Origin of the sequence: Thalassotalea nanhaiensis (assembly GCF_031583575.1) — a bacterium.
GTDB classification, from domain to species: domain Bacteria; phylum Pseudomonadota; class Gammaproteobacteria; order Enterobacterales; family Alteromonadaceae; genus Thalassotalea_A; species Thalassotalea_A nanhaiensis.
This window is the reverse complement of sequence record NZ_CP134146.1, coordinates 2,955,809-2,970,724: the sequence shown is the minus strand read 5'-3', so window position 1 is coordinate 2,970,724 and position 14,916 is coordinate 2,955,809. Positions and strand designations below refer to the sequence as shown.

The following is a 14,916-nucleotide window of genomic DNA, read 5'->3' as shown; positions in this document are numbered from 1 at the left end:
AAAATTCTCCCTTATTTTTCTTTGGCTTTAGCGGGCTTTTCAGCTGCTTTTTTCTGGGATTTATTTTCAGATTCCTGGGCTTTTTTAGCTGCCTCTTTTATGTCTCTTGCCATAATGGCAATTACATGGCTACCATGTTGTACTTTGTGAGTCCCTTCTAGCACTACTTTTTCACCATTACTTAAACCGCTTTGTACTAAAAAGTTACCGCCAACATTGCGGCCTAATACAACAAAACGTCTCTCAACGGTATTGTTAGGTAATACCACATAAACAAAGGAGCCACTTTGTTCAAACTTTACCGCCTGCTCTGGCAACAATAAGCTATTGTCGAGTTCATCAAGTTGAATACGTGCCTTAGTATACTGACCTGGTAGTAATTCTCTGTCTGGGTTGATAATTTCGGCTCTGGCGGTAAATGTTGCTGTTTCTTGATTTGCCTTTGGCGCGGTGAATTTCATTTGCCCTAAGTGTGGATATTCACTGCCATCGGGTAATGTAATGGTAACTAAGCCTTCAACTGAGGTTCCCTCAATATCTGCTTTATATTTTTCATAGTAACTTTTTAATCGACGTCTGGCTTGCAAGTAATCTAAGGTAGTCATTTGAAACTCGATGAACAATGGATCTACTTTTTGTACATTGGTTAGCAATGAAATTCCTGAGCCGCCAACTAATGCACCAATGTCGGCATTTGAAGCACTGACAACGCCAGATATAGGAGCGCGAATTTGGGTATAGCTTAACTCCAACTCAGACTGTTGCAATGAGGCTTCCGCTGATTTTAAACTGGCTTGTGCACTGTCTAAATCAGCAAAAGCATTATCTAAATCGAGTTGACTGGAAGCATCTTGCTCATAAAGTGGTTTAATTCTTTTTACATCTCTATTAGCTTTTGCTAACGCATTTTTCGCTTGAATATGACTGGCTTGAGCACTGGCAAGTGCGGCTTGGTACGGACCATCATCAATAGAATAGAGCAGTTGATCTTTAATCACGAAACTACCTTCTAAAAAATGTTGTTGTTCAAGGTAACCCTCTACTCGGGCTCGTACTTCAACATCAAGGGAAGCTTGGGTATTAGCAATATAATGGCCATACAAAGGAATATTTTTTTGGCTTAGCTGCGTAACGATCACTTCAACTTTTTCAGGAGCGATTACTTGTGGTTCATTACAAGCGCTTAAAATAAATAAAGAAAGTATGAAGGGAAAAAGTTTTGCCGTGTTCATGAAAGTTACTCCAGCTTATTTTGTTTTTAATTTTATTTAAATTATAGGTCGATTAGGTGCAAAATTGTAAGGCTTATTTGAAATAGTTTTGTAAGTCTATGTACAGCCCCTTGTATAGCTAGATATAAGTTATTAATTATCGTTAAATCAATAGTATACATAGTCCTTTTGTCAGAGTTTTTTCGTACAAATTGAGAGAATATCTTTATTACTTTGTAAATAATAAAGTTGTAGATAAGTTGACCAATTCCTTTTATGGTAGTTACTGATATTTAAACATCAATCTGGAATAAAAGACTAAAAACAAGGAACAATAATGAAGTTAATAAGCTATTTATCTCTCGTCCCTTTAGCGTTAGGGATCGTCGCCTGTTCAGAGCAAGCAGCGAATACAACTGACAGTTCTAATACCGCTAAAATACAAACGACGGCAACGGCGAGTAACACATACAGTGCCGAGCAGTTTTATCAAACTACCACTGTATTTGGCTCATCAATAAATCATAATGGTACTGCCGTATTAGTTTCCAGTGATGCAACAGGTGTGTTTAATGTTTACCGATATCCTATCGATGGTTCGGCGCCTACACAATTAAGTAAATCTGACAAAGACACCGTATTTGGTGTTAGTTGGTTCCCAAATGATGATCGCTTTTTATATAGCGCTGACCAAGGTGGTAATGAGCTGAACCATTTGTATGTCCAAGAGCAAGACGGCACAGTAAAAGATCTAACCCCCGGTGAAAATTTAAAAGCCTCATTTATGGGCTGGCTGGACGATGGCTCATTTTATGTTAAAACCAATGAGCGTGATGCAAAAGCAATGGATGTGTATCATTACAATAGTAGTGATTACTCACGTGAGCTAGTTTTTAAAAATGAGCAAATGTTGAGTGTTGATGGTCATAGTAATAACGGCCAATATATTGCTTTGGTGAAAGCTGTGTCGGGTGCAGATACCGATATGTACTTAGCTGACTTAACCAGCGATGACCAAACTCCTAAATTGTTAAGTACTTCACAAGGTGCAATAGAAGAGGGAATATATACCTTTACTGCAGATTCAACTTCATTAATTTATGGCACCAATGAATTTGGTGAATACAATCAAGCCTGGTCATATAATATTGCCACTAAAGAGCGTAGCTTATATTACAAAAGCGATTGGGATGTTAGTTTTGTTGATTTCTCCAAAGATGGAAAATATGCAACCGTTGGAGTTAATAATGATGCGCAAACGCAGTTACATATTAGTGACGTTGCAACGGGGAAAGCAATTGATTTACCAAAATTACCAGCGGGCGACTTACGTGGCGTTAACTTTTCAAACGACTCGTCTCAAATGGTGTTTTATATAAATTCAGATGTGTCACCATCCAATCTATTCACCTACAAATTAGGCTCTGCAAGTGCTAATCAATTGACTGAAACTTTGAATGCAGATATGCGGGCATCAGATCTTGTCGCCAGTGAAGTCGTGCGCTTTAAAAGCTTTGACGGGTTAGTCGTTCCAGGACTACTTTATAAACCAAAAACAGCCAGTGCTGAGCATAAAGTTCCGGCGTTAGTTTGGGTACATGGTGGCCCTGGTGGTCAGTCTAGAAAAGGCTATCGCGCTGTTATTCAACATTTAGTTAATCAAGGTTATGCAATTTTTGCGGTAAATAATCGCGGTTCATCAGGTTACGGTAAAACTTTTTATCACCTGGATGATAAAAACCATGGTGAAAACGATCTGCAAGATATTGTTTATGGCAAAAAACATTTACAAAGTTTAGATTGGGTCGACGCCGATAAAATTGGTGTTATTGGTGGCAGCTATGGTGGCTACATGACAATGGCAGCTATGGCTTTTACCGATGAGTTTGAAGTAGGTATTAATATTTTTGGTGTTACTAACTGGCTTCGCACTCTAGAAAGCATTCCACCTTGGTGGGAAGCATTTAAGGTAGCCCTGTACGATGAAATGGGCGATCCTGCGACTGATGAAGAACGATTACGTCGTATTTCGCCATTATTTCACGCTAAAAATATCACTAAGCCAGTATTAGTTGTTCAAGGTGCTAACGACCCACGGGTGTTGCAAGTTGAGAGTGATGAGATGGTTGCTGGTATCAGAGCAAACAATGTACCGGTTGAATATGTTCTCTTTGATGATGAAGGACATGGCTTTCGTAAAAAAGTAAATCGGATCACTGCGTCCAATGCTTATGTCGACTTTTTAAAGCAACATTTATAAAAATACTTGTTAAATAATAAAGGGTCCTCGGACCCTTTATTACTTCAGGGATGATGGAATGCCAACTTGCCGTGGCAGGTAATGATATTTTTCCCCTGAAGTGGTGATAGAAGGGGTTTTAATCTCCCACCTTTATGCTTGCTGAATATACTCTGATGCTTTCATTTTGTGATAAGTCACATGTTCGTAAGGTAGCTCGATAGGCGCAGGATCAACAATTTCAATAGGGATGCGGTTATTTATGCCTGCACGTAATGCCATTTGGGTAATGTTCACACTAAAAGACGTGCCGATAAATACCATTTTTTCGGCTGCCATCATTCGCTCTTGCGCTTCCGTTATACGATATAAATCGGTGTAATATTCATCAAATAATAATACATAGGGCTTATTCGATTGATTCAATTTAGGTCGCTTAGTTTGCTGGTCTATATTGAATATTTCCAGCAAGGATGTCACTAAATTATCTGAATCTACATCTTCCCAAGGTGTTGCTATGCAAGATACGTCATCGCCTTGTTGATGATAAAGCGTCATTTGATCAAGGCGACCATGAATAGCAATATAATCTTTATTGCCGGCTTTACCATCTAAACCATCTATATTTTGAGTAATAAGGTTTTTATCGCTTAACCAGCGATGAACCTCGTTAGGACCATGGTTTCTGTAGGTAGCAAAACGATGGTAATACCAAGATAGAAATTCAACAGGATTGTTTTCATACATGGCCCGTGTGGCCATTTCCATTGGCGTATAGTTTTTACTGCCGATAGTCCAAAAACCATCCTCTCCGCGAAACGTAGGGATGCCACTCTCGCTGCTAACTCCCGCGCCGGTGATGTATAAAGTATTTTTCATGCCACTATTATCTATATTGTGAAGGGTTTCTACAAGGCACTACTATAAACTAAAAAGACAACATATCTTGTTCGATTTTTTAAGCTATTGTTAATTGATAAATATTTACACTGCTATAATACTTATAATCGCTTTATGAAAATCACAAAGGATATTTAATATGAAACGGATAACACTCAGTGCATTCATTCTGACTGTATTTTTAACGCCAAATTTATTTGCTTCTACAGTACAAACTCAACATACAGTTAGCAATGATGCTGTTCAAAAATGTGTCAGTGAAACTTGTCGAGACAAGTTTAAAACAATTCTTAAGTTTGCTCATAATGGCAACCCGTCAGCACAAGTATTAGTAGCAACGGCATATTTAACCGGTGATGGTCTGGAGCAGAATTCAGAGTTAAGTGCGAAGTGGTTAAGGCGAGCTGTTAGACAAGGTTCTACTAAAGCTACCTGGATGCTTTCTAATCTTTATAAAGATGGTATTGGTGTTGAGCAAGATACTATTAAGGCTGAAAATTTATTATCAAGGGCAGTTAAAAGGGAGTATGGACCTGCTCTTTTTCAAACAGCGATGCAAACATTTGATATGAGTAGTGATAGCAATAAAAAAGAAATAGAGTTGCTTGAACGAGCGAAAAGCGTTGGCTATAAACCGGCTATTTATTTATTAGCTAAAATGTATGAAACAGGCACCGCTATAGAAAAAGACTCTTATAAGTCAGCTGTGCTTTATAACGACCTTAAATTTTCTGATTACAAAGATAGCCAGCATCGATTAGAGATAGTCAAAGAATCGGCAAAGAAAACATCTCCTTCGACATACAACAAGATTACCAATCTAGATGATGACACAGAAATTATTACCATTGTACATCAAGGGTTTGATTATGATTTATATTTAGATTATGCAATCAAAACGTTTAGGGATGAACGCTCAATCTATGATGGAAAAGGTGGAATGAGTCACATTCGAGGAAGAACATGCGGTTATTCTACAGGGTGTCGTACTAAAGAAAGCCGTCTGGATATAGCAATATTCTTTGGTCGACATTAGTCATTAATGTGCCGTGATGGCTTGTGAGAGCAACAGCAAGAGTGCTTTTTCACTGTAACCTAGATAAAAACATGTGTAAAATAATCGAAATTTTTAAATAGCAAAATATTTCTACATGTTTGAATTAAAATATCACACCCCTATTGAGTGGGCTCACGTTGCCGTTGAAGACTTTGACTCTTTTTTACAAGACCATGCCGCTGCCGAAAAGAAAGCATCAGGCATGGCAATGTCGATGCTATCTCACTACCAAGACAAAACAAGTTTGGTTAAAGCCATGACGGATTTAGCATTGGAAGAATTGATTCATTTTAAACAAGTGCTGAAATTGATGACTCGTCGCGGTGTTATGCTAGCCAATGATGAAAAAGACCCTTACATTAATGATATTCGTAAAATGTTTCGCCATAGCCGACCTGAAAAATTTCTAGATAGAATGCTCGTTGCCGGTGTTATTGAAGCGCGTGGTCATGAACGCTTTTCGTTAATTGCTCAGGTATTACCTGAAGGCAAAGATAAAAAGTTTTATGACGACATTGCCAAATCAGAAGAGAAACATAAAAACTTATTTGTAGAGTTAGCACTTGAGTATTTTCCTGCTGATGTAGTTTACCCCCGCCTGGAAGAGATATTAATCGAAGAGGCGCGCATTTGTGCAGCCTTGCCGTTTAGAGCAGCGTTGCACTAATACTTCAGTAACCAATACGTTTCACTTCGAATACGCTATCGCTTCGAATATGCTGACGCTCCGAGAGTTCCTTCGAGATTCGCAGTGAAACGTATTCGGAGTACCGGAGGTACGTATTCGTTCCAATCCTGTCCCGTCATTATTTATCATAATTGCACTTAGCATTGTCACTTTTAGTTTTATCATTTCAACTATTCTGTATTTATCTTAGTAATGGGAATTAAATCATGCAGTTAGAAAAAATGTTAGTTGAATTAAGAAAAATTAAAGGTGCAAACTTTAGCGAATCGTTAGGGAGTTTAACGGACTATTCAAATGAACAGGTTTGCCGACAAGCTCTAGCAGGAAACAAGGAATTTATTGTTGAATTATTACGTCGAGGTGAAATTGCCGAGATTGAAGGGGATTACCTTATAGCTAATGAGCTATACAAAACTTTTACAAAAGGTATGGTTTAAAAAACACTATTTTTTATTTTAATGGTTATACTCAATACATAATAAAATAACGTATAGCTATGGATAAATAATGCGCAATAAATTAAAACTGTTTTCCCTTTCTATTTTAGCCTCATCATTATTGTTAAGTGCTTGTTCTGAGCCTGATAAAACTAAAGTTATTGATGAAAAATTTGTAATTGAGGCGATGAAAGATCCTATCGAGGTAGAAATACACTCATTGGATGAGCTGATGGCATTGTTTAAAGAGCATCAGTATGACAGCGAAAGTTGGGCTAAGGGGAATAGAGAAGTACCTCGATTGAGCTTTGAAAAAGTCAGTGAAGAATGGAAGCACACATCTAATGAAATGCCTGTCGCATTAAAAAAAGAAGTGTTTTTCCGTTTAATGGCGCCCCTAGTACTTATTTCCAATGAGCGAATACTATTGGAACGCCAAGAAGTTAAAATGGCTTCCCTTGATAGTCAAACATTAAAGGCCTTAGCGGTAAAGTATTCAGTACTAGAAAATGAGCAACAGGCAATGACTGAAGAGCTTCGCACTAATTTACTCACTAAAGTTGATATTATGCCGCCATCATTAGCCCTTGCACAAGCTGCAGAAGAAAGCGGCTGGGGGACATCGCGCTTTGCTGAAGAGGGTAATGCTTTCTTTGGGCAGTGGGATTTCTCTGGTAAAGGGATGGCGCCAAAACAGCAACGCAAAGAGTTAGGGGACTATGGTTTAGCCAGATTTGACAGCCCTTTAGGCTCTGTTGAAGGTTATATGTTCAATATTAATACCACAACAGCTTATGCCAAGTTACGTACTTTAAGAGCAGAGCTTAGAGCAAACGGTGACGCTATTACTGGGATGGAACTTGCGGGTACGTTAGATAAGTATTCAGAGCGCGGTCAAGCTTACATCGACAGTATTCGAGAAATGATCTCTTATAATAAGTTACAAGACGTAGATGAAGCCTACCTTTCTAAGGATAAGTTAATTCATTTAACTGGTAATTAAGTAAATTGTTATCATCGAAAAAGTAGCACGATATCGATACCTTTTTGATATTTTAACTTTTTCAGTACCATCTTATATTAGGCCTATTATAGTTATTAACAGATAGGCCTTTTTTATGAGCACTTCAAATACTAAAGAATTACAATATTCTACTGCCGGCATTCCAACAAGTGATGGCGCAGGTGTAAACATGACACGCATTATTGGTTCGCCTGAATTAAATATGCTTGATCCATTTCTATTACTTGATGCGTTTGGCAGTGATAAGCCTAACGATTATCTTGCAGGTTTCCCTGAGCATCCCCACCGTGGCTTCGAAACTGTTACCTATATGCTTGAAGGTAAAATGCGTCATAAAGATAATGCTGGTAATGAAGGCGTGATTGAACAACATGGCGTGCAATGGATGACAGCGGGTAAGGGCATTGTTCACTCTGAAATGCCTGAGCAGACAGAGGGCTTGTTGGCCGGTTTTCAACTTTGGGTAAATTTGCCTAAAGCGCATAAAATGACGGAGCCAAAATATCAGGAATTCAAAGCTGCCGACATTCCTGTTGAAGATCATGATAATGGTAGTTTCATCCGAGTGATTGCAGGTAAAACACAGCAAGGAACACTAGGGGTAATAAACAATGAATTTGTTAACCCTACTTATTTGGACGTGACGTTAAAATGTGGAGAAACATTTAATCACACCGTGTCTAAATTAGATAATAGCATGATATATATGATCGAAGGCGATGCAGAAATTGGCAGTAACTTAGCGCCATTAGCGCATAAACAGTTAGGAATATTAACAGCGGGTACTGAGGTAATTATTAAAAGTAAAAGCAGTGATATACGCTTTTTATTTATATCAGCGGTTCCTTTAAATGAACCTGTAGCTCGTGGCGGTCCTTTTGTCATGAATACGAAAGCCGAAATAGTACAAGCATTTGATGATTTTAGTTCGAACAAATTTTAATTGTATTCATGATGGAACTATTGGTTTGCAATAATCTCATCATAGGTAACTAAAAGAATATAGCTGTGTTAATTACCTGTTAATTGAGCGATTTGTTAACTCTTAACACCATATTTTTGATTTAATTGATTACGTAATTTAACACTTTTTTACATATCATCACTGTGTCTGCTAAAGCTTGTTGTTTTAACAGACCCATTCACTTTAATGATTTTAGGGTGATTGGTTCTTAATCTTTTGAAATGGAAGGTGTGAAATGAAAGTTATCATTGTCGCAATTATAGTTTGTACTCTCGCTATTGTAACGCAAGTAAATTCACAAATGTATCGTTCAGGTATTGATGCCCTAGCAGACATTTATAGACCTGGCGTAACTTTAAATGCCGATATTTACTTACCGAATATCGAACAAACTATTATCGCATAATCCTATTAACCATTGCATTTGAGTAGCTGAGCAAACGGAAATTATCCTGGGGATTTTCTTATTAGCTCAGCTAAAGATGCTTAATTCATCTGTTAAAAATATATCTGAAAACCTGCTACTTAGTCCCTAAGTGACTAATTCATATAGGCTCCCTATAAATTAATGTTTCAACTTTGTGTGTAAATTGTTAATGTTGTTGTTAATAACAATAATTCATCCTGATTACTTTCTATGAATCATTAATATTAAGTAAAGGATTTGCGCTGAGTAGTAAAATAATATGAATGGTTCTAAATACACGTCCGTAAAAACTTCGTTACTTTGTTTATCCCTACTACCGTTTTTATCTGTACAAGCAGAGGAAAATGTAAAACAAGATGACAAAGCCCCGCAAACGGTTGAGCAAGCCGCACAAGACCCTAAAACTTTGGCATGTTTAATCGATAAATTAAACAAGGCTGGTGGTCAAGAGCTTGTATCAAAACTTCGTAAAGAATGTGAAGTCGAAATTAATGGGCCTAAAGATACCAGTAAGGGCGCCATTTCAAGACGATTCATCAGTGAAAGTGAAACCAAGTTTGACCCTTATGTAATCACCCCACATAAAATGAATTATATCCTGCCTGTTTCAATTTCAGACAGCATGAATCGTAAAACCTATGCGGCACAAGCACCTGATTCAGGCTGGGCCGAAAATATTGAAGATTACGAATCTAAATACCAATTAAGTATTAAAGTACCGTTAAATTATGGCGATCTTTTTAGAGAAGGTGACTCACTATATTTTGGTATGACTATTCAGTCATGGTGGCAAGTATACTCAGAAGGCATCTCAAAGCCATTTCGTGAAACCAACTATCAACCTGAACTGTTTTATTTGTCAGGCTTAGATTGGCAACCATTTGGCGGTAATACTGGTTTTATGGTTGGTATTGAACATCAATCAAATGGTCGTTCTACTAGCATTTCTCGTAGTTGGAATCGTGTATATTTCGATATTTTATGGGAAAAGGGCAATTTAGCATTGTCATTTAAGCCTTGGTATCGGTTGCCTGAAGACGACAAAGAAATTATGGAAGATGGTAGTTTAGACCCCGATGGTGATGATAACCCTGATATCAATGAATATATGGGGTATTTCAGCTTAGGTGCTGTTTATAAGTATGATAATTTAGAGTTTAGCCTTGGTGTACGTGAAAACTTTGCTACACATAAAGGTGGTGCTGAAGCCGGTATGACTTTCCCGTTGTGGGGCAAGTTAAGAGGCTATGTTCAATATTTTACTGGCTACGGCGAATCATTAATTGATTACAATCATAAGCAAAACCGAATTGGTGTCGGTATTGCGCTGACAAATATTTTATAATTCAGACACGAATCTCGAATACGTTACACTCCGAATTACGAAGTAGTGATCGAAGTGAAACGTATTCGAAGCAGAGCGTATTCGAAGTAGCGAAGCTACGTATTCGTATCTAAATTGTATTCGGAGCAAAGCGTATTCGAAACTAAGTTAAGTTATCGAGTCATTTTCTTAACAAACACCACCACGAACAAGGCAATGGTAAAACTTCCTGTAAAGGCCTCTGTTGCCGCGATAAGCCGCGATATACCAATAGGAGTGATGTCGCCATACCCAAGCGTGGTAAAGGTGACAACTGAGTAATATACGCAGGAGAAAAAATGATTCAGGTTTGTAGTAAAAGGCAAACTTGCATCAAAGTAATATTGTTGCCCCTCAAAGTTTATTCCCGAGAAAAAGTACAGCACTGCACAAAATAAAATTAGACCAATTGAGAAATTAACCACCTTGAGTGGCTCTTCGCCATAACCACAAAATAAATCCACTACTTTTGACATTAAACGGGCCAAAGAAGGTTTCTTCATTTGATAGCGACGCATGGTTAGCTCTTTTTGAATAAACCGTCCTGACAGTTTAAACATACCGGCGCGTTCAGCATGTTTGCGTAAATCGCGATATATTTCTTCTGATTGTTCAAATAAGTCTAACGCCAGTACTAAGTCATAGTTATCTTGAGCTTTTCTCGCTTGAATTTCTTGAGTTAGCTCATCACCTATATCAATATTTTTAATTTTAGTACTTTGCCACTTTATGCCTAGCAAGTTGCAATGCTTCATATTGGCGTTATGCAAGTTTGCCTCGGTTAAGTCCGCTTTCATTAAACTGGCGTATTCAAGATTGGTATTAAACATATGGGCATTGGTTAAATCTGCCCGGTAAAAGTCTGCATGGCTCAAATCAAAGCCGTGTTTATGATGATGGTTGACCAAATCAATGCCGGCTAAATCAGCGTGTTTTAAGCTGATACCACGTAGCATACCGCCATTTCGCGCGTATTCCTGCAATTTTTCTTTATCACTTGGTGAGTCTTTTATAATGCTGGAGTCATGCCAATAGCACCAACCTGAATCATTAGATTCCAGGTCACAGGTAAAGCCTTGTTCGTCAGAGTAACGACATAAATGTTCATGTTCAGACTCAGCCATTTGTTATTATTGAAAGCCTATTCAGAGGTTATATAGATAGACTTTTAGTGTAGGCAGGAAAGTAAAACTTTGCGAATTTGCAGTTATTTGCAGGCATAACTCTGTGTAATTAACTCAAGCACGCTACTTCATTATGAGGTCCCGGATATCGCTGCGCTCTTCCGGGATGACGTCATATTTTTTCAAAAATTATTACGTATACGCGATGTAAGTTAACTTACATCGCGTCATTCTGGAGGAGCTCAAGCGACATCCAGGACCTCCTCCAGTTAAAGTGTGCCTATGTTATACGCGCTCAATCAACGCAGCAATACCTTGACCACCACCAATACACATAGTGATAACGGCATATTTACCTTGAACTCGTTCTAGTTCATGAATCGCTTTAACCGTAATTAACGCACCAGTTGCGCCAATTGGGTGACCTAATGAAATGCCTGAGCCGTTAGGGTTAACTTTATCCATATCAAGTTCTAAATCACGACAAACTGCTAATGCTTGCGCAGCAAACGCTTCGTTGATTTCCCAAACGTCGATATCGTTTTTATTGATGCCTGTTTTTTCTAGTAGCTTGTTTACTGCAGGTACTGGACCAATACCCATTACTTCTGGTGCTACACCGGCAAACGCATAACCAACAAGCTTAGCAAGTGGTTTTAAACCATTTGCTGCGGCGTATTCACTATCAGCCATAACCAGCGCTGCAGCGGCATCGTTTATACCTGATGCGTTACCCGCTGTTACTGTTCCGTCTTTTTTAAACACTGGGCGTAGTTTAGCCATATCACTCGATGTACAATCAAAACGAACGTGTTCGTCAGTTGTATATTCAACCACACCTTTACGAGTTTTAAGTTCTACCGGAACAATTTGTGTATCAAAACGATTTTCTTCAATTGCTTTTTGGGCACGACGGTGAGATTCAGCTGCTGCTTCATCTTGATCTTCACGACTAACATTCCATTGCTCAGCAACGTTTTCTGCAGTAATACCCATATGAGTGTTACCAATAGGACACGTTAATGCGCCAACCATAGGGTCAACTAATTGAGCGTCGCCCATTTTGCTACCAAAACGAGTCGATGGTGACCAGTAAGGTACGCGAGACATAGACTCTGCGCCACCGGCAACGGCAACATCACAATCATCAAGTAATACTAATTGAGCAGCTGAAATAACCGCTTGTAAACCTGAGCCACATAAACGGTTAACGGTTAATGCAGGAGTAGATTCTGGTAAGCCACCTTTAAGTGCTGCAACGCGGCTCATGTACATATCACGACGATCTGAGTGGGTAACATTTCCGATAACACAATGACCAACTTCTTCACTATTAACACCAGCACGTTTAACGGCTTCACCAACCATTTGACCTGCGAGATCTGTTGGGGCAACATTTTTTAAAGACCCGCCAAAATCAGCAATTGCACTACGTACACCACTTAAAAACACTACTTCACGTTTACTCATAATTTCTCTTCCTGTTAATTTTATTTCGCTTATAGCGCTATGATAAGCGGTATTTATTTATTTTTTCGTATCATTTTAGGCAAAAATCCCTGCAGAAGCAGGGATAATGAATATTGTTATGACGGCATTTTATTAAAATTTCATTTCAGGGACGTGGTCTGGTACCACAAGTTCACCTTCAGTTAATTTAACAATTTCTTCAACGCTAACACCTGGTGCGCGCTCGAGTAAGTGGAACTTACCGTCTTTAATTTCAATAAAAGCTAAATCAGTTAATACTTTTTTAATACAGCCTTTACCGGTAAGCGGTAAAGTACAGTTAGAAAGCAATTTAGATACGCCATGTTTAGAGGCATGGGTCATGGTAACAATAATGTTATCGGCGCCTGCTACTAAATCCATTGCACCGCCCATACCTTTGATAAGCTTGCCTGGGATCATGTAAGAGGCGATGTTACCGTTTACGTCTACTTCAAATGCACCAAGTACCGTTAAATCAACATGACCGCCGCGGATCATGGCAAATGATTCAGCACTGTCAAATAATGAAGCACCAGTTGCCATTGTAACTGTTTGCTTACCTGCATTGATTAAATCTGCATCTACTTCATCTTCAGTAGGGAATTGACCCATACCTAAAAGACCGTTTTCAGATTGCAGCATCACTTCCATATCTTCAGGTACGTAGTTTGCAACTAAAGTAGGGATACCGATACCAAGGTTAACGTAATAACCGTCATGTAATTCTTGCGCAACACGTTGTGCTAATTGTTCACGAGATAAAGCCATGGTTAATTCTCCAATTATGAACGCACAGTGCGTTGTTCAATAACTTTTTTAAAGGTACCTTTAATAAGGCGGTTAACATATATACCCGGTACATGAATGTGATCAGGATCTAACTCTCCTGGCTCCACAATTTCTTCAACTTCTACAACGGTAATTTTACCGGCTGTGGCCGCTAATGGGTTAAAGTTACGAGCGGTTTTTCGAAATACCAGGTTACCAAACTTATCGGCTTTCCAAGCTTTTACGATAGCAAAGTCACCTGTGATCGATTCTTCTAAAATATAATCACGACCATTAATGTTTCGCTCTTCCTTGCCTTCAGCTACCGGAGTACCAACACCAGTTGCAGTAAAGAATGCTGGAATACCAGCACCACCGGCACGCATTTTTTCAGCAAGAGTACCTTGTGGGGTTAGTTCAACTTCTAATTCGCCACTCATCATCTGAGCTTCAAAAATATCGTTTTCACCAACGTAAGAAGCAACCATCTTTTTGATCTGCTTATCAAGAAGCAACATACCTAAACCTTGGTCATGAGTACCACAGTTATTTGAAACAACGGTTAAACCGGTTGTACCCTTGCGTTTAATTTCATTGATTAGGTTTTCTGGAATTCCGCATAAACCGAAACCACCAGCGATAACAGTCATATTGTCTTCCAGACCTGCCATTGCTTCTTCGTATGAATTTACTACTTTATTAAAACCAGCCATTTCAGCTCCTAGTTATTGTCTGAGAACATGTATCAGACTTTATTTATTCGTTTTTAAAGTTTTTACACTAATCTTTTGTGGCAACTACTTTACCAAAAAATGAGCTGAACTCAATCTATTGTCGCGTTTAACCGGTATTGATTTGGAAATATAGCTGAACACTTTCAGCTGCGACTACATTTTCATTGGCCTGTATTCAATATGCTCCTTATTGAAATAAACCATAGCATCGAGTTCATTGCTCTATTAAATATTAAAACTACAACTAATAAGTTTTCATTTTGTGCAAATAAGTTCATCTCATTTAAAAATACGCAATGCGTTTGAGTTTCTTGTTGAAAAACTAAATGTATGGTGCTACGTTAATTGAGTGTGACTCATTAGTGTTGTTTTTGAGTCCAGATTTAAGTATGGCGGGTTCTATATATTGCGTATGTACCTCTTTGGTACCAAAACACGAACGAAAAATCAGAGAACTTTGCTTTAGGGACATTCCCTAACAAGAATAAT

The 14,916-nt window shown here is 38.4% G+C and carries 14 protein-coding genes; 8 read left to right on the top strand and 6 right to left on the bottom strand.

What is annotated here, in order from left to right; all coding sequences use genetic code 11:
- Nucleotides 1–11 precede the first annotated feature (11 nt).
- Nucleotides 12–1,232 (bottom strand): efflux RND transporter periplasmic adaptor subunit, encoded by a 1,221-nt coding sequence (locus RI845_RS12820; RefSeq protein ID WP_348386559.1) that lies wholly within the window; start codon nucleotides 1,230–1,232, stop codon nucleotides 12–14.
- A 316-nt stretch (nucleotides 1,233–1,548) separates the two neighbouring features.
- Here RI845_RS12820 and RI845_RS12815 point away from each other — a divergent pair, with 316 nt between their 5' ends.
- Nucleotides 1,549–3,471, top strand: a complete 1,923-nt coding sequence (locus tag RI845_RS12815; RefSeq protein ID WP_348386558.1) for a S9 family peptidase — start codon at nucleotides 1,549–1,551, stop codon at nucleotides 3,469–3,471.
- Nucleotides 3,472–3,603: 132 nt separating this feature from the next.
- On the opposite strand, the gene RI845_RS12810 is transcribed toward RI845_RS12815, so the two are convergent.
- Complete coding sequence (locus RI845_RS12810; protein WP_348386557.1) at nucleotides 3,604–4,329, bottom strand: SIR2 family NAD-dependent protein deacylase; 726 nt, start codon at nucleotides 4,327–4,329, stop codon at nucleotides 3,604–3,606.
- Nucleotides 4,330–4,489: 160 nt separating this feature from the next.
- On the opposite strand from RI845_RS12810, the gene RI845_RS12805 reads away from it, so the two are divergent.
- From RI845_RS12805 to RI845_RS12775, 7 genes are all read left to right on the top strand, one after another.
- On the top strand, nucleotides 4,490–5,386 hold the full coding sequence (locus RI845_RS12805; RefSeq protein ID WP_348386556.1) for a tetratricopeptide repeat protein: 897 nt from the start codon (nucleotides 4,490–4,492) through the stop codon (nucleotides 5,384–5,386).
- Nucleotides 5,387–5,501: 115 nt separating this feature from the next.
- Entirely contained in the window at nucleotides 5,502–6,074 is a 573-nt protein-coding gene (gene miaE, locus RI845_RS12800) for a tRNA-(ms[2]io[6]A)-hydroxylase (RefSeq protein WP_348386555.1), read from the top strand.
- A gap of 227 nt (nucleotides 6,075–6,301) precedes the next feature.
- Nucleotides 6,302–6,532: a hypothetical protein gene (locus RI845_RS12795; protein WP_348386554.1), complete on the top strand. Its 231-nt coding sequence runs from the start codon at nucleotides 6,302–6,304 to the stop codon at nucleotides 6,530–6,532.
- Nucleotides 6,533–6,602: 70 nt separating this feature from the next.
- Complete coding sequence (locus RI845_RS12790; RefSeq protein ID WP_348386553.1) at nucleotides 6,603–7,535, top strand: glucosaminidase domain-containing protein; 933 nt, start codon at nucleotides 6,603–6,605, stop codon at nucleotides 7,533–7,535.
- A 115-nt stretch (nucleotides 7,536–7,650) separates the two neighbouring features.
- Nucleotides 7,651–8,499, top strand: coding sequence for a pirin family protein (locus tag RI845_RS12785; RefSeq protein WP_348386552.1), 849 nt, complete (start codon nucleotides 7,651–7,653; stop codon nucleotides 8,497–8,499).
- 256 nt (nucleotides 8,500–8,755) lie between these two features.
- Complete coding sequence (locus RI845_RS12780; protein WP_348386551.1) at nucleotides 8,756–8,926, top strand: hypothetical protein; 171 nt, start codon at nucleotides 8,756–8,758, stop codon at nucleotides 8,924–8,926.
- 280 nt (nucleotides 8,927–9,206) lie between these two features.
- On the top strand, nucleotides 9,207–10,292 hold the full coding sequence (locus RI845_RS12775) for a phospholipase A (RefSeq protein ID WP_348386550.1): 1,086 nt from the start codon (nucleotides 9,207–9,209) through the stop codon (nucleotides 10,290–10,292).
- A gap of 152 nt (nucleotides 10,293–10,444) precedes the next feature.
- Here RI845_RS12775 and RI845_RS12770 read toward each other — a convergent pair whose 3' ends face one another.
- The 4 genes from RI845_RS12770 to RI845_RS12755 all read right to left on the bottom strand — a co-directional run bounded on the left by RI845_RS12770 (nucleotide 10,445) and on the right by RI845_RS12755 (nucleotide 14,406).
- Nucleotides 10,445–11,434 (bottom strand): pentapeptide repeat-containing protein, encoded by a 990-nt coding sequence (locus tag RI845_RS12770; RefSeq protein ID WP_348386549.1) that lies wholly within the window; start codon nucleotides 11,432–11,434, stop codon nucleotides 10,445–10,447.
- Nucleotides 11,435–11,719: 285 nt separating this feature from the next.
- Complete coding sequence (locus RI845_RS12765) at nucleotides 11,720–12,928, bottom strand: acetyl-CoA C-acyltransferase family protein (RefSeq protein WP_348389542.1); 1,209 nt, start codon at nucleotides 12,926–12,928, stop codon at nucleotides 11,720–11,722.
- A gap of 108 nt (nucleotides 12,929–13,036) precedes the next feature.
- Nucleotides 13,037–13,693, bottom strand: a complete 657-nt coding sequence (locus tag RI845_RS12760) for a 3-oxoacid CoA-transferase subunit B (RefSeq protein WP_348386548.1) — start codon at nucleotides 13,691–13,693, stop codon at nucleotides 13,037–13,039.
- A 14-nt stretch (nucleotides 13,694–13,707) separates the two neighbouring features.
- The gene (locus RI845_RS12755; RefSeq protein ID WP_348386547.1) at nucleotides 13,708–14,406 is read right to left on the bottom strand and encodes a CoA transferase subunit A; all 699 of its coding nucleotides are present in this window, start codon (nucleotides 14,404–14,406) and stop codon (nucleotides 13,708–13,710) included.
- Nucleotides 14,407–14,916 lie beyond the last annotated feature (510 nt).